General features: G+C 52.4%; 12 protein-coding genes. 1 reads left to right on the top strand and 11 read right to left on the bottom strand.

The genetic code is table 11. The features are described from left to right. Positions 1–7: 7 nt before the first annotated feature. The 9 genes from thrC to QZT94_RS02540 all read right to left on the bottom strand — a co-directional run bounded on the left by thrC (position 8) and on the right by QZT94_RS02540 (position 11,366). Complete coding sequence (gene thrC / locus QZT94_RS02500) at positions 8–1,111, bottom strand: threonine synthase (protein ID WP_296760671.1); 1,104 nt, start codon at positions 1,109–1,111, stop codon at positions 8–10. Positions 1,112–1,115: 4 nt separating this feature from the next. After that, complete coding sequence (locus QZT94_RS02505) at positions 1,116–2,411, bottom strand: homoserine dehydrogenase (RefSeq protein WP_296760669.1); 1,296 nt, start codon at positions 2,409–2,411, stop codon at positions 1,116–1,118. Positions 2,412–2,504: 93 nt separating this feature from the next. Continuing rightward, entirely contained in the window at positions 2,505–3,890 is a 1,386-nt protein-coding gene (gene lysA / locus QZT94_RS02510) for a diaminopimelate decarboxylase (protein ID WP_296760667.1), read from the bottom strand. 202 nt (positions 3,891–4,092) lie between these two features. After that, the gene (locus QZT94_RS02515; RefSeq protein WP_296760666.1) at positions 4,093–4,986 is read right to left on the bottom strand and encodes a DUF4862 family protein; all 894 of its coding nucleotides are present in this window, start codon (positions 4,984–4,986) and stop codon (positions 4,093–4,095) included. 387 nt (positions 4,987–5,373) lie between these two features. Then, complete coding sequence (locus QZT94_RS02520) at positions 5,374–5,712, bottom strand: type II toxin-antitoxin system RelE/ParE family toxin (protein WP_278620029.1); 339 nt, start codon at positions 5,710–5,712, stop codon at positions 5,374–5,376. Next, a complete protein-coding gene (locus tag QZT94_RS02525) occupies positions 5,712–6,014 on the bottom strand; it encodes a type II toxin-antitoxin system RelB/DinJ family antitoxin (RefSeq protein WP_278620028.1) in 303 nt (100 codons plus the stop codon). Before QZT94_RS02525 ends, QZT94_RS02520 begins: the two co-directional genes overlap by 1 nt. Before the next feature lie 174 nt (positions 6,015–6,188). Beyond that, positions 6,189–6,803, bottom strand: a complete 615-nt coding sequence (locus tag QZT94_RS02530; RefSeq protein ID WP_278620027.1) for a type IV toxin-antitoxin system AbiEi family antitoxin domain-containing protein — start codon at positions 6,801–6,803, stop codon at positions 6,189–6,191. Positions 6,804–6,925: 122 nt separating this feature from the next. Beyond that, entirely contained in the window at positions 6,926–9,838 is a 2,913-nt protein-coding gene (locus QZT94_RS02535) for a DNA methyltransferase (RefSeq protein WP_296760661.1), read from the bottom strand. A gap of 259 nt (positions 9,839–10,097) precedes the next feature. Beyond that, positions 10,098–11,366 (bottom strand): MFS transporter, encoded by a 1,269-nt coding sequence (locus tag QZT94_RS02540; protein ID WP_296760660.1) that lies wholly within the window; start codon positions 11,364–11,366, stop codon positions 10,098–10,100. A gap of 234 nt (positions 11,367–11,600) precedes the next feature. Between QZT94_RS02540 and QZT94_RS02545 the strand changes: the two genes are divergently transcribed. Next, entirely contained in the window at positions 11,601–11,840 is a 240-nt protein-coding gene (locus QZT94_RS02545; protein WP_296760658.1) for a hypothetical protein, read from the top strand. Here the strand turns inward: QZT94_RS02545 and QZT94_RS02550 are convergent. Both QZT94_RS02550 and QZT94_RS02555 read right to left on the bottom strand, forming a co-directional pair. After that, a complete protein-coding gene (locus QZT94_RS02550; RefSeq protein ID WP_296760657.1) occupies positions 11,837–13,180 on the bottom strand; it encodes a C1 family peptidase in 1,344 nt (447 codons plus the stop codon). The genes QZT94_RS02545 and QZT94_RS02550 overlap by 4 nt on opposite strands. A gap of 267 nt (positions 13,181–13,447) precedes the next feature. Next, positions 13,448–15,562: an NAD(+) synthase gene (locus tag QZT94_RS02555; RefSeq protein ID WP_296760766.1), complete on the bottom strand. Its 2,115-nt coding sequence runs from the start codon at positions 15,560–15,562 to the stop codon at positions 13,448–13,450. Positions 15,563–15,687 lie beyond the last annotated feature (125 nt).

A 15,687-nucleotide genomic window follows, 5' to 3' on the forward strand; every position in this document is an offset into this window, starting at 1 on the left:
CTTCCGGTTACTTCAAGTCGAGGGCGGTGAGGGCGGCCTCCAGGGTGGGCGCGATTACCTGCGGGTTAATATCGCGATCGCCCAGAGCAGTCGCGGTATCTTTCAAACCGTTACCGGTAACCGTACATACAATTGTCGCATCCTCGGGTACTTTACCTGCGCCAGCAGCCCACAGCAGTCCCGCAACCGAGGCCGCGGAAGCTGGTTCCACAAAAATGCCGGTATCGGCTGCTAACCGTGCCTGGGCAGCTAAAATATCTTCATCACTGACCGCAGTAATAAAACCGTGGGAATCGTCCCGCGCTGCCGATGCATAATCCCAGGAAGCCGGGTTGCCGATTCGGATGGCGGTCGCCACGGTTTCCGGGTTGTCAATCGGGTGTCCAGCCACGAAAGGCGCAGCCCCTTTAGCCTGGATACCCCACATTTGCGGAACTTTACTGGCGCGCGCCTGCCCTAGTTTAGTTTCTTTTTCCAAGGAGGCGTCGGTGCGCCGACCAGCGTATTCGTTATATCCCATCCAGTAGGCGGAAATATTTCCGGCATTTCCAACCGGGAGAACATGAATATCGGGAGCATCCCCCAAGAAATCAACAATTTCAAAAGCCGCAGTTTTTTGTCCCTGCAGACGGTAGGGGTTAATCGAGTTCACTAAAGCCACCGGATAGGATTCGGTGAGCTGGCGGGTGATGGTCAGGCACTGGTCAAAGTTTCCATCCACTGCCACCAGTCGCGCCCCATGCACAATTGCTTGCGCAAGTTTTCCGGCAGCAATCTTCCCCGCAGGCAGGATTACCGCGCATTCCAGACCAGCCTTTGCCGAATAGGCAGCGGCCGAAGCCGAAGTATTGCCGGTAGAGGCACAAGCCACCATTTTTTGCCCACTAGAGAGCACCTTGGTAATGGCCATGGTCATACCGCGATCTTTAAAAGAGCCGGTAGGGTTCATTCCCTCGACCTTGATATAGACCCGCGCCCCCACCTCGTTAGACAAATCATCGGAATGAACCAGCGGAGTGCCGCCCTCTTGCAAGGTGACGATTGCTTCGTCCTCGCTAATGGGGAGCCAATCGCGATATTCGTTGATTATTCCCTGCCACAGATGCGCCATCTTGCTAGCCCTCCATACTGATTACTTGAATTACTCGGCTCACCGGCTCGGCGGCTTCCAAATCTTTCACCGTCAAGTCTATGTCTCCCGCACTAGCCCAGTCACTTGACAAAGAAACAATCGCTTTCCCGGATTTAGCGTCACTGCGCTGGCGCACCTGTTCTATAGAGATGCCGCGACGAGCAAAAATTCCTGCTACCTCGGCTAATACCCCGGTTACATCCTCGACTTGCAGCCGGATACTGTACTTGGAACTCACTTGTTCGGCCGGCATTTGCGGCAAATCTGCATACGCGGATTCACGCGGGGCGCTCCCCCCGGATACCAGGTGGAACGCGGCGGCCACCACATCGGAAAGCACGGCGGAAGCGGTCTGTACCCCGCCAGCACCTTGACCGTAGAACATTAGTCTGCCCGCGGCCTCGGCATCAATCACAATCGCGTTAAAGGCTCCCGCAATGCTCGCGAGCGGATTTTCTGGTTTCACCAATACCGGCTCTACCCGGCAGGATACACATTCGCGTCCTTGTTCATCTTGCGCCAGCTGGGCAATCGCCAGCAGTTTAATGGTGCGCCCCGATTCTTTGGCGTCGGCAATATCGTCCGCGGTAATACTACGAATCCCTTTCACCGCTACCTGATCTAGGGAAACCCGGGTGTGGAAAGCCAGCTGCGCAAGTAGGGCGCATTTGGCGGCAGCATCTAAGCCATCAATATCGGCGGTCGGATCCGCTTCGGCATATCCGAGTTCTTGGGCAGTAGTAAGCGCTTGCTCGAATGACCAGCCTTTCTTTTCCATCTGGTCAAGCATGTAGTTGGTGGTGCCATTAACGATGCCTTGCACCACTTGGACACGGTCTCCCGCTAAAGATTCACGCAGGCCATAAACCACCGGAATGGCGCCAGCAACTGCGGCCTCATAATAAAGGTCGGCTTCACGCTCGCGGGAGAGGTCGAACAGTTCCGGACCGTGTTGGGCGAGGAGGGCTTTATTCCCGGTGACCACAGATTTTCCAGCTTCGAGGGCGCGGGTAATGTAGGTGCGCGCTGGCTCAATCCCCCCGATTAGCTCGATTACCAGGTCTGCCTGGTCAATCAAGGGTTCCGCCTGGTCGGTAAGCAGGTCGCGGCTAATAAAATCGGGGCGCGGAGCCGCCAGATTATGTACACAAATACCGATAATCTCTAGGCTGGCTCCGCATCTAGCTTGATAATCAGCGGCGCGTTCTTGCAGTAAACGCACTACTTGCGCCCCCACAGTTCCGCACCCAAGGACCGCTATTTTTACCGCTTGCTTCATATTCACCCTCTTTTCAGCACTTTCGGCAGGGTTTTTACCCGCCGGGGTTTTCTACTCTAACGGTTATTGGTATTCGAGCGCTCCGAAGATTTATCACTGAGATAAACCGGGAATTCCGGTATCAAGTCGCAGTAGGTCATCCACGGTTTCTCGGGCAACGATATAGCGCGGAGCCGCTTTACGACTCAGCCCGACTACCCCGGGACGGGGAACCATATTATAGTTCGAGGCCATTGCCCGCCCATAGGCGCCGGTAGCCGGAATTACCAGTAAATCACCCGCGTGAATATCAGCGGGGAGGGCAATTTCGGGAACTAAAATGTCTCCAGATTCGCAATGCATTCCCACGATGCGGCAGCTAGCAGCGGGGGCATCAGAAAGGCGCGAAGCTAGGGTCGCCACATATCCGGCATCGTAGAGGGCGGGGCGAATATTGTCGCTCATACCCCCGTCTACGCTCACGTATTTGCGGATACTCCCGTCCTCTAGCTGCACATCCTTGACCGTTCCCACCTGGTACAGGCTGACGCATACCGGACCGGCTAGCCAGCGCCCCGGTTCAATCGAAATATGGGGAATGTCGGTGCCTGCCTGCTCGCAGGCTTTCTTTACCGAGGCCGCCAGGGAGCGCGCATATTCACTGGCGCTGGGCACGTCCTCGCCCTGATAGGAGATAGCTAGCCCCCCGCCCAGGTCAACTTCAGGGACAGCTTCCCCTAGTTTTTGCACCTGGGCGCGGAATGCCAGCAACCGGTCGGCTGCTACTTGGAAAGATGCTAAATCTTTGATTTGGGAGCCGATATGGGAATGCAGCCCCACTAGCTTTAAATTTGGGGCAGCAATAATCTTTTTGACTGCCTGGAGGGCGGCTCCTGAGGCCAGGGAGAGGCCGAATTTTTGGTCCTCGTGGGCAGTGGCGATAAAGCTATGTCCCCCGGCGTGCACCCCAGTGGTTACCCGCACCATCACCGGAGCGGTGGTGTTTTCGCTTTCGCAAAGAGACTGTAATAGGTCGATTTCGCCCAGGGAATCTACGATGATCCGCCCAATACCGCGGCGCAGCGCCAAGCGCAAAGATTCGAGGGATTTATTGTTGCCGTGTAGCCCGATTTTCTTAGGGTCAGCTCCCATCGCCGGATGGAGTGCTACCGAAAGTTCCCCCAGGCTGGCGGTATCTATCCCCATACCCGCCCTGGTGATGGCTTCCCCTAAAGCGGTGCACAGGAAGGCTTTGCCCGCATAGTTGACGCTGGCACCGGAAAACCCGTAGCCTTCCCAGAACTCTTCCGCCATTGCGCTGGAAATGGTTTCGGCGCGGGCAGCGAAATCATCCAGGTCAAACAGGTAGGAGGGGGTGGCGAAATTTTGCGCCAGGTCAGTTATTTTTTGTCCGGCAAAAGATAACTGTCCGTCCTCTTCTCGCCGGGTTCCCCACGGCCAGAGCACTGGATTTTCGGCAGGTTCAGGACAAGTGAGCATCGGGAAACCTTTCAAGGATTCAGATTGGTGGGCAACCGCGGTTACATTCGCTAAATTATTGCCAAGCTGACAACTCTTTCAAAACCGTCCATTAAGAAAGACAATCCCTATGGAGACGATATTATTTGCTGGTGGTACGCTCCCTTCCACCACTGCCGGTCAAACACTAATTCCAGCAACCGGGGCGGTCTCGCCTCTCTTCTTATCGGGTAGCGTTGTAAATCGTTTTAAGCATACGGATGCGCTGTTCAAGAGGTGCATCCTTAGGCACACAGATCTTTGCCCCTAGGTACTTCGCTCCCCCTCGTATTGCAGCCTTTGAACATCTAGAAATTTCTTCTTCACTCATGAGTGAGCTGGGTTCATCCGGTTGTGAAGGAAGGTGACCATCAATCCAGGCATACCCGTAAGCACATTCTTGAGAACCGGCACCTGAGAAAAATACTCCCGCAAGTACTCCAGACTGTCCGGCTTCTAGAATGTGCTCGTAAGGAGTTGCGGCACTTCTACCTTCTACGGCAGATCGACCCCAGTTAATGTGAATTTTGAGTCCCAGGGTTCGGCAAATCTCGATTTCTTCCTTAAGCGATAAAAAACCTTTTTCGGGTGGCTGCTCCTTAATGAAACGGTCACAGTGCTCCACCACGATCGTTGCTCCGCCCCAGTCCAGTTCTTTTAGTTCTTCAAGGGATGTGCGAAAAGCGCTTGCATCTGCTAGACGGGTAGGTGCGGAATGCACTTGCACCTTACTCACTGCGACATGCCCTAAATAATCGGAAAGCTCTCTGGCTACCTCGGAAATTTGCTTAGCCTGGGCAATAGCGAGGCCGCGTCCTTCTTCATCCGCACAGGCGAGACCGAATAAAGGATTTTTTCCAAGATTCTGCATCGTGCCGGGAATCGCGGTGATTGTGTTCGAATCCCATTGAGGACACAGTCGCTCTGCCAGCCAAGTAGCATTATCGGCAAGATCACCAGGATAAGGAATTTCAATTCCGTTTACCCAATCAAGTTGTCCAAGTAAGCGATAGTACTCATCTTGTTTATTTGTATCCGGCATGGAGGCATATGCACCGACTATGAATTTCTGACTCATAGTTATCTCTTTTCTTAAGGAAGCTACCTTGCTTCCAACTATAAAATTTGTCTGACAAGATGAAATATTAGTTGACAAGCATAGGAACAGCAACAGCGGTGGTGTCGTACACTTCAAATGGATTGTAGGCAAACAGGCAGTAGCGATCTTGCTAGCACCTTGTTTAGTTTCAGCACCTAGATAAGCTCCGCCCGCGGCAGCTAGCGGCGACTGCTGCATTCACACTGATTTTTAGGATTTTATTCCGGGTAGTTGCAACTTGAAGCCCCCAATTGGGGAACGTGTAAAAAATCTCGCGATTTTTTTACACGTTTTTTCGATATGTAAAACTGCTTTACATATTTGAGCGAACTAGCGTCTTGTTAGAGTTGGCGCAGATAGCCAAGCTCACGAGCTTCGCCAAATATGCGATTCTAACTGCTCGGCTTGGTCGCGTCTGACATAAATTACGGCAATAATATTGACTTCCTTAGTGTCATCATTGACCCAGAAGTAAATGTAATAGTTTTTAACTCGAATTTTACGGAAACCCATATCACGCCAAGGCTTCTCTTCGATTAGTTTCACCCGATAGGGCATGTATGACAGCGTGGATATTTCTTTTTGCAACAGTTCCAATAGTTTTTTCGCGATTTCAGGCTCTCGCAGGTCTACCGCAATATAGTCTCTGATAAGCCTCAGGTGTTGTCGCGCTTGGACGGTAACGCGGATTACATACTGCTCCATTAAAGATTTTTGCCCAATTCGTCGAATACTTCATCCATTCCGAAGGAGTCTCCCGATAACGCTTGGGAGTACCCCGTGCTCATGAGGGCGTTAAACCGTCTTTCATCCAAAGCGTCACGAGAGGGAAGCTCACTGGGGATAGTTACGGGAAAAGGAATCCCATTGTGCATGATGATTTGCCGATAAAACATATCAATCGCGGTCCCGCGAGAAACCCCCATAGTGTCCAAGATTTCTTCGGCCTTAGCCTTCACATTTTCCTGAATACGAACATTCACACTTGCGGTTTTCACTACTGCCACTCCCCTTCCTTACCTTTACCATCAAGATAAGTATATGTGTCGCATATTGCAACATTTATGCAGGGATTTTTAATCCTCAAAAGAAGATTTTCCAGGAAGTAATATAGCAACACAGTATTAAAATTCAATCCCGTATTTTCTGCTACTTTGTGACAAAGCGCGATAACTTTGGCTCTATTCATGCACAATCTCCATGATGTCTCTTACCCGGTTCTCTATCCGCATCGCGCGCGCTATCTTCCACAAAAGATGAATATCTTTGTTTCGATATTTCGCGTAACCCTGGATTGTTTTAACGTAAGTTTCCGGATCCATATTCTTTTTATGAGCGATAAAATCGCATACTATCCGCTCATAGCCATAGATTTTAACTGGATTGCCACAGCTGGTGGAGACGCAAGTAATGCCCATTTTGAAAATATCTGGGCTCACGTAGTTTATAGAAAGCCATCGGGGTGGATTATTTATCTTATAGCTGTTTTCTACCGTAATCTCGATGACATCTGGAATCTTATCTGTCTGCCCCAGCAAAAAGAGGGCAGTTTCGTAAGAAAAAACGGTTTTCTTAAACCTATGCTGAAGAATAAAGAGCTCGTCATACTCGCCCTCCGGGCGCCCGTACAGCCCCCGCGCCAAACGAATTAGACGTCCCTCCCTGACCATCCGCGTCAGGTAAACAGTGGGGACACCTTGCTCCCTGCACTGAGACGCCGTAATTACGCCTTTTCGTGCGTCAATACAGGCCAAGATTCTATCTTGATAATCCACACCAGCACTTGTTGCGTTCACACTGAAACTTTATAGTTTTTTCAGTGTAGATACAACAATAAGTTGCGATAGGGAGGCGCTGCTTGCAAGCCAGGGTTATCAGCAGCTAGCAGCTTCTCCGCCAAATTTGTGGTTTACCCCGGTCAGGGAGTGGTGCCGGCTTGGTAAAGGGTGAACAGATGGGCGGTGATTTTGGTTTCATCACCGGCAAAGTCCACCCCGTAGGCGGCCTCCACTGCCCGATCTAGCTGGGCGTGCGCCCGGGCTAACTCGGGATAGAGGAAATCATTATCCGGGTCATAAAGCTCCGCCAAGGTAGCCGGGGCATAGGCTTTCCGCTTTTCGAGGACGAGGGCGGCGGCCTCCTCAATTGCTCGCTTTTGCTCCGCGGTGGGGTCAGGCCAAATAAAGGTGTTATAAACCAAGGTGTTCGTATAGCGATAGTCGCTCTTTAACCGCCCGGCAACTGCCCGCATCCAGGCGTTATGGAACTGGGAGGTGAGGACACCGAAATGATATTTACTTCCAGTTGGCACGAAATAAAACTGATTGCCGGGGATCATACCGTTATCAACGAACCCAATAGGTACATACTTGCGGCGTTCAGAGGAAACCACTGGGAACCCAAGATAAGTTCCGTCCCGGAATTTTCCGCAGGGACGCAACAGGTGCGGACGATCTGCCAGCTTATAGGCGTCGCCTGTCGGGGTTTGCTGCTCACGCCAGGCTCGGCAAGCCTCAATATGTTTGCGCACTTCCGGCACTTTTTTCAGTTCCGCCCCGGTAATCTGCGGTAACCAGAGGCAATAGCGGTCGATGCCTTTTATAAATTCTGCCCCCATAGAGAAGGGGCGAATCCATTTTTCGGCTGCTGGTTCTTTGGCGAGCAGCTCGTCACGCTGCTGGGCGGAAAGCAATAGATTTTGTCCGTCAGTAGGCTGGAAGCCCTTTGCCATGTACGGCACATCAGAAAGCGGTTTCATCTGCTTGTCTACAAACACATCTGGGGCAGCAGTCAAATAGCCGTTAATATGTTCTACCTGGTAGCGGCGAGACTCCCCCTCTTTAGGATGCTCAAAAAGATATTTCGGATGCTCATCCTGATAAGAAAATCCAATAATCACCACATGCACATGGGCTTGATTCTCCGCTTCGTTCCCCCAAACGAAACTGCGGTGGGCAAAGTTAATGCGAATCCCGTCCTCAAACAGCGGTCGCCAAAGCGGGGTAACCTGCTGTCCTTGGCAAATACTGTTGGTAGACACGAAAGCCGCCCGAATCTGGGTGCCGCGCATATAGTCGGCAGCTTTCTGATACCAGCAGGCTACATAATCCAGTACCCCCCCCCGCTTACCAAATAAGTCCGCCCGATCTTGCTTTTGCTCCGGGGAGTGATTGGAGTAGCCAATAAACGGCGGGTTGCTGATTAAAAACGAGCACTTCTCGGCAGGAAGCAGCTGCTCCCAGTCCATGCGGATCGCATTCGCCAGCACAATATTGGATTCATCTTGCAGTGGTAAATCCGCTACTTCCCGCTGCAAAATCGCCGCCGTTTCCCCATTAGCCTGCAGCTCGGCAATCCACAGCGCAGTGCGCGCCACCGCGACCGCAAAATCATTGATTTCAATCCCGTAGAACTGTCCCAGATTCACTTTTATCTGGTTAGTCGCGGCGCCCTCTTGCTCGAATTCCCAAGCTTGTTGTCCTCGCTCTAGCTCCGCGATTACCTGGTTTTCCAGGCGGCGCACCTCGATATAGGTTTCGGTCAGGAAGTTTCCAGATCCGCAAGCGCTATCCAGCCAGGTAAAACTGGCTAAACGGTTTTGGAAAGCCCGCAGTTTCGCCCGCCGCGACCTATCGGAAATCCCCGGATCAGAAAGAATCCCCTCTAGCTCATTCTTTAGGACGTCAAGGAACAGTGGATCAATCACCCGATGGATATTTTCCGGGCTGGTGTAGTGCATTCCTCCACTGCGGCGAGTTTCCGGGTTCAAAGTCGACTCAAACACGCCCCCAAACACAGTGGGAGAAATCTGTGACCAGTCAGTTCCTTGCGAAACCTCGTTAAGTAAAAGGTCGCACAACTCCTCGGTAAAGTTCGGAATCTCTAAAGCTCGCCCGGTCTCTCCCGCCAACGAGGAACGAAAAACCGTAGCCCCGTCCCCGGCACTAGCCCCTGCCAGTGCGTCCTCTCCATCATCAAATCTCGTAGCAACACCAGTTCCAGCAGCAGAATCGCGGAACAGTCCCCCATTCACATAGGGGAAAACCGCCAGTTCTTCCTCCAGATAGGGATCTCGCTGTTCAAGTGGGGTATCTAGCACTTTGAACAGGCGTTGCAACGCTCCCCGGGTTTGGGAAGCGGTAAAACCCCGCAGGTAACGCAGCAGCGCGTCCTTACCAAATAGCCCCGCGTCCTCGGCAAAAAGACAGAACACTAGCCGCACACAAAGCACATTTAGGCAGTGCTGCGACCAGGCAGAATCTGGGTCTTGGTATTGCTCTAATAGGCCGCGATGCAGCTTGCCAATCAGCTGTCCGGCACGGATTGAGACTTGGCGTTCCTTTTCCGTGCGCGAATATGCCGGGTCAATCAAAAAATCGAGCAGATACGACTGTTCGGGCAGTTCCGTTAACGAAAACTCGATATAGTCACCGGCAGGGTCATCCTTGTTGAGGTCATGAAGACGGAAACACTCGAAGTTGCAAACAATAATAAAATCTGGGCGTTGCCGATTCGGCAGGGCATCCGCATAGCGTTTAGCCTGCTGGAACGGGGTAACCATTTGCCTTTGACGCAGCTCACCCCGATCTAGGTTCACTCCGGAAGATTTTTGTTCCACAATGGTGCGTGCCGAGGGAATCACCACATCAATAAATCCGCCCGCCCGCGTGCGCTGCTCGAAGCGACACTTGGTGGAAACCTCGCGCATCCCCAACACGTCTTGCAGCAAGGAAAGCCAAAAACTGTGGGTTTCGCCCTTTTCGTAGCCGTGACCTGCCCATTGCTGCACGAAAAGTTCCGCCGCCCGCCGCCGGCTACCTACTCCACTCACCACGGTTTCCTTTATTGCCTAACGTCACCGTCACCAGTCACGCTACCTCGCTTTCGTTACCCTGCCAGCCTACCCGCAATCCTCCGGTTTTTTAGCCGACTTTTCCTTTGCACTGGTTTTATAAAGGCGTTTGTAGGCATGGCGCAGCAGCTAGATTTTCCTCGCAGAGGTCTAGATTGTTTGTTCCGCGAGTGTCGTTTTGACTCCGAGGGTCGGGGTGTTGAGCAAAGCAAACTTATGCGTTATCACGCAAAGACATTTAGCTGTTCTGGGTGGGCGAAGATTCTTCGGTCATATGTAAATCAACCGCTACTAGACGGCGTTTGTAGGCGCGGCGCAGCGAATTACGCAAAGGCATAAAACCAATCAACACCACGGCAAGAATCGCCCAAGCTGCTGCAATCACCAGCCACAGCCCACCGCGAGCGCCCGCTACATCCACTACGGAACCACCAAGCCACGCACCACCAGAAATACCTAAAGTGAAGAAAGTATTTAGCCACGCCATCCCCTCGGTGAAACGAGCAGGAGGAACCACCTGAGACAAAATATTGGTGGCGTTAGTCATGGTGGGTGCATAAGTCGCACCGGTTAAAGCTAAACACAACCCCAAAATCCAGGGATTGAAGGCGAAAAAGAAAGTAGAAAAACCAATTGCCATTAAGGTGATTCCCCCCAAGAACAAGCGCAAGGCGCTAATCCCCCACTCTTTAGCCCCATAGATCACCGCAGAACTAAAAGAAGTCACCCCAAACATGGCCAGCAGTAGCCCTGAAATCTGGGCTACCCCTTGCTCGCGACAAAACGCGACCACCGTCAAATCCAGACCACCGAAAGTAAAACCGCAGAGCATAAAAATCAGCCCCAAAATCACCATGGCTGCCGATTTCATCAACGGTTTAGCGTCCTGGTCGCTTAAATCAGATTTAGCGGTCACCACTGGTTCAGTAGCGCGCTGCGATAAAAACCAGAACCCACCAATACCGGAAGTAAGCAAACAAGCCACAATCCCCGCCGCGGGGTGAACCACGGTGGCTAGCACCGTGGCGATAATCGGGCCGAAAATAAAAATCAGTTCATCAACAGCAGCCTCGAAAGCATAAGCCGTATTTAACTTACGCGACCCCGCGAGCAAATGCGTCCAGCGCGCCCTCACAAATGCCCCGAAAGAGCCGGTAGTAGCCCCCGATAACAGGGCAAATAGGTAGAGCGTCCAGCGCGGAGCATGAAATAACGCCGAGAGCATCAAAGCCAACAGTAAAACCAGGGAACAGGCAACCAGAGGGCGTAAAACTTTGGCTTGCCCGTAACGATCCACTAGCCGAGCCTGAATTGGGGATGCCGCCGCCATCGCGATAACCACTAAAGCATTGACCTGTCCGGCCAGTGAATATTCCCCGTAGAGGGTGGAAATCATTAGCAGGGTGGACAGCCCGGCCATCGCCATCGGGAAACGCGCTACCGCTCCAGCGAGCGAAAATCTAAGAGCGCCAGGGTAGGAAAAAATCTCCCGATAAGACTTGAACATATTCCCTAGCCTACTGTTTTAGCAGTTAGTAGTTAATTTACGAGGCGGTGAAAATGGTTACTTCCGCCCCTTCAGCTTTTACCGGCACGCCCTGCCCCCCTCTCCCTCTTAAAATGCGCATAACGCCGACTTGCGGAGCGGGGCTGGGTAATCACAAAACCCCACCAAGCCCGTTAAACTACCGTTATGGGGTTGTCGAATAATCGGCTTTGGAGACGCGGGTGCACCGCATTAGTGATGATCGGGATTATCTGCACCGTTACCCTCGGATATATCGGGCACCCCGTATTTGCTTGTCAAGTTTTCGCCCTAATGCTGCTGAGCTTAGGGGTTTACCGGCTGCTAGACCGTTCCCCCAAAGCCTGGTGTGCAGTACGCTCCTGGTGGCTTGACTGTATTGCCCTGTTTTCCCTGTCCATAGCCCTGTTTATTCTCGCCCCTTACGGCGGGATTATTATGCCGACCGGGCTTTAAGCGAGCGACCCCATCGGATCCCAGGCGGGCAACACTATCGGTGCTTCCTCAGAATCGAGGACCGCGCGATATTCTTCAGGCAGACGGTCACGGTGAACCGCGATTTCAAATACGTATTCGTCAAACCAGGAATCATTCATAGTATAGAATCCCTGGTCGGCGCGATCTTCACAGCCCCAAGAGTTTTCCACCCGCCAGCGGCGCGGAGCCCCATCCAGCATGTCCACCCCTACAAACAACATGGCGTGAGTCATTAGAGATTCATGGGAGAGCAAACGTTCTTCCTTGTCCATCCCAAAATCCACTCCATAAACCGCGCCATAGTCATAGAGATTCTTATCCCACAGTGACAGTTCCCTATCTGCCTGCTGCTCGGTGTCACAACCGAACCACACCGGTTTTCCGGCCTGCAATACCGTAGCCGCGCAATCTTTCATTACCTGGATGGGGACGTTCAGGTATCGTACCGGGTCAGCGCCCAGCACATTGCCCAGGCGATCGACGGTATAGGTCTTCCCATAGGGATTGGCTTCGCGCGGATCATTCACCAAACACACATAGTTACGCAGGTCATTGACGATATATTTATCGGCAAACTCTTGCGGGGTAACTTCTCCCAGCCGCTCGAACTTGTTGTCTTTATCGTTATATTGCCAAACAAACTTTTCCGGAGGAGTCCCCAGGTGGATATTAAGAATCCGGTGGACTCCTTTGAGCAGTCCCGCCTTTACCTCCCCGACAGTTTCCGGCTGGTTGTGCGCGGCTTTCCGCACCGCGAGGGCGCCCTCCCGCAAGTAACGCTCCAAAATCCGATCCATGTTTTTCGAGTTCGAGGAGGATTCAGTTTCCGGCATTGCCCACTTGGGCACTACCCCGTATTTGTCGACTAGCGCCACAAACATATTCCACTGGCCACCGTCCCCAATCGGGTCAGACAGCAGGTGAGCCACTGTACGGTCATCCAGGTCGCGATCTGCGAGGGCGATTTGGGATTCTAGGAAGTAGTTAGCTTTTTCTAGTTTGTCCCAATAGAACAGGTACGTCTGCGAGAACTCAAAATTTTCTACGTTTAGGCGTTTAATCATCGACGAACGCAGCAGGTTTAGACCGGCGAACAGCCAGCAGCGTCCCGATTTCTTTTGATTAGCGACCGGCCACGCATCTAGCTTGTGAGACATGGAACGGTCAGCGAACGCAACTACCTGGTGATTTTGTGCCACTTGATCAATATCGGTGCTGGTTACAGCATTTTGCATCAGTTTTCCGCGTGGGTCTGCCGCAAACTCTTTACGTAGCTCTAACAAGGTTTCGGCAGTTAATGCCCGGTTCCGTTCGCTCACTGTTCCTCCTATATTCGGGCGCTATGCGCCATTTTCTAGGGTGAAAACCATTTAGATAGCTACCAAAATGCTGCCCTAAATCCCGGTTTCACCTTTTCTTTCTTAGTTCCAAAATAGCCCATCGTCCCCGCTTAGTTAATTTAGAGTGTTCCATCTCCCGCAACTGGAGGTTGCGTGTCCTATGGCGACAGGTAGTAGCTTTCGATGAGGACGAGCGAGAGGTATCCTCGGAAAAATCCAGTTTGCCAAGCCTTTATTACAGGTAGCTTACTTTTCGTCCTCTAAATCCGATAATAATTGTTCAACCTGCGTAATCCATAACCTCCCAGAAATATCGGAGGGCATCCGCCAATCACCGCGCGGGCTAAGCCCCAGCCCGGCGCTCACCCCCGGCCCGCCGGGTACGCAAGTCCGTTTGAACTGGGAAGTAAAGAAGCGGCGCAAGAACTCGCGCAGCCAGCGCAAAATAGTTTCCAGGTCGTATTGGTGACGGTCTGATTCCGGCAGATCTGCCGGCCAAACCCCGTTATCTTTATCCCGCCAGGCTTGCCAGGCCACATAGGCAATATCGCGGGGAGTGCGCCCTAAAAGCAGATGATAGAGGAAGAACTCATGTAGCTCGTATGGGCCAATAGTGTCCTGGGTGGATTGCAGTTTTTCCCCGCCTCCCGGTATTAGTTCCGGGGAAATTTCTTGCGCCAAAATATCTTTCAGCACTTTGGTACAAGCCTCGCCGAACCGGTTTTCCCGGCAGGCCCAGCGAATCATAGTTTGCAACATAGTTTTCGGAATCCCGGGATTAACCGAATAATGCGACATATGGTCGCCCACCCCATAGGTGCACCACCCGAGAGCCGCCTCCGATAAATCTCCAGTACCAATCACCAGTCCACCCTGATGATTAGCAATCCGGAACAGATAATCGGCGCGCAACCCTGCCTGCACATTTTCAAAAGTAACATCATATTGGGCTTGCCCATCAGCAAAAGGATGCCCCATATCGGCGAGCATTTGCCGGGCAGCAGGGCGAATATCGATTTCCTCGCATTTGATACCTAAGGATTCACACAACCTATATGCGTGAGATTTTGTTCCTTCCGAGGTGGCAAAACCGGGCAGAGTATAGGCCAAAATTTGGGACTTTTCGAGACCGAGCCGGACGGCAACCTCGCTGCACACCAAAAGCGCCTGGGTGGAATCTAGACCGCCAGATACCCCCAACACCATTTTGGGGTTCCCGACTGCCTGTAAACGTTTTTTCAACCCGTAAACCTGAATCTCAAATGCTTCTTTACAGGCTTTATCTATATCCGCAAGCGAGGTAGGCGAGAACGGAAAGCGACTAGGGGCAGGAGTGAGGGCAGCACCCGCGTCCTCGCTGTCTAAAGGCAAAGTATCATCATGTTTCGCCCACGGGTCAAAGCTGACAGCCGAGCCAGGAGCGCCAACCCCCAAACGAATATCGACTGCCCAATACTTTCCAAGCTGACCTACCTGGGCGGGGGCAAACCCGCTTTCTCGCTGCCTACGATTGGCGAGGGCGGTCAGATCAATATCGGCGAGGGCGATTTGGGTATCAACCGGGAAAAGCTCAGTTTCACAAAGCTTACGTCCGTCCTGGTAGATAAAGGTTTGCCCATCCCAAGCCATATCTGAAGATGATTCCCCGTTTCCGGCTCCCACATAGGCATAGGCACAAATTCCGCTATGAGATGTCGCTTGCGCGAGCATCTCCCGCTGCGCACTTCTACCTAAACTTGCAGGATAGGCAGCCGGATTACAAATCACACTAGCTCCGCGCAAAGCCAAAGACATTGCGGGAGGATTAGCCGCATAGGCATCGCTTCCTACCTGCGCCGCCACTGCCAAGCCGGGCACGTCCTCGACATTAACAATTCCGTTTCCAACCGGAGCCTCACTAGCCCCTGGAATCTGGGGGGCATGCCAGCTCGCATCTGCAGGAAGGTGCGCCCCGGAAGTAAAGCAGCGATGCTCATCCATTTCTTCACACAGGAAAACTTTCGGGGTGATAGCAACCACTTTGCCGCGGGCAAGGAATAATGCGCAATCATAAACCCGTCCCTCCAGACGCAAAGGAGCACCCACCACGATTAACTGCGCGCAGTCGGAAGTCGCTTTTACCAGCAGCTCAACCCCTTTTTCTACCGCATCTAGCAAGCGTGTTGAAACCGCTAAATCACCGAGGGTATAGCCGGAAATACTCATTTCTGGAAAAACACATACACAGGCACCCTGCTGAGCAGCTTTTCGGGCAGCTGCTGCAATGACTGGTACGTTTCGATCCACTTCAGCGGGCAAGCTGGGGATGCTGATAGCAGCCAGGCGGGCAAAACCATGTGAATATGGGCTAGCAAAAGTCATATCCACATTATTACACCCACCGCATTTTGAGCCTGGCTAAACAGAGCGGTCTGCTCGCAAGAATGTAATCAGCATCAAAAATAACTGCGTAGATTTAGCACACTTACGGGTAAATGTGTAGAATC

It is taken from the genome of Varibaculum sp. (genome assembly GCF_008661855.1).
GTDB lineage: Bacteria > Actinomycetota > Actinomycetes > Actinomycetales > Actinomycetaceae > Varibaculum > Varibaculum timonense_A.

Bases quoted from the DNA above. Each gene is read 5' to 3' on its own strand.
- thrC (WP_296760671.1), bottom strand. From the start codon at position 1,111: ATGGCGCATCTGTGGCAGGGAATAATCAACGAATATCGCGATTGGCTC.
- QZT94_RS02505 (WP_296760669.1), bottom strand. From the start codon at position 2,411: ATGAAGCAAGCGGTAAAAATAGCGGTCCTTGGGTGCGGAACTGTGGGG.
- lysA (WP_296760667.1), bottom strand. From the start codon at position 3,890: ATGCTCACTTGTCCTGAACCTGCCGAAAATCCAGTGCTCTGGCCGTGG.
- QZT94_RS02515 (WP_296760666.1), bottom strand. From the start codon at position 4,986: ATGAGTCAGAAATTCATAGTCGGTGCATATGCCTCCATGCCGGATACA.
- QZT94_RS02520 (WP_278620029.1), bottom strand. From the start codon at position 5,712: ATGGAGCAGTATGTAATCCGCGTTACCGTCCAAGCGCGACAACACCTG.
- QZT94_RS02540 (WP_296760660.1), bottom strand. From the start codon at position 11,366: ATGTTCAAGTCTTATCGGGAGATTTTTTCCTACCCTGGCGCTCTTAGA.
- QZT94_RS02555 (WP_296760766.1), bottom strand. From the start codon at position 15,562: ATGACTTTTGCTAGCCCATATTCACATGGTTTTGCCCGCCTGGCTGCT.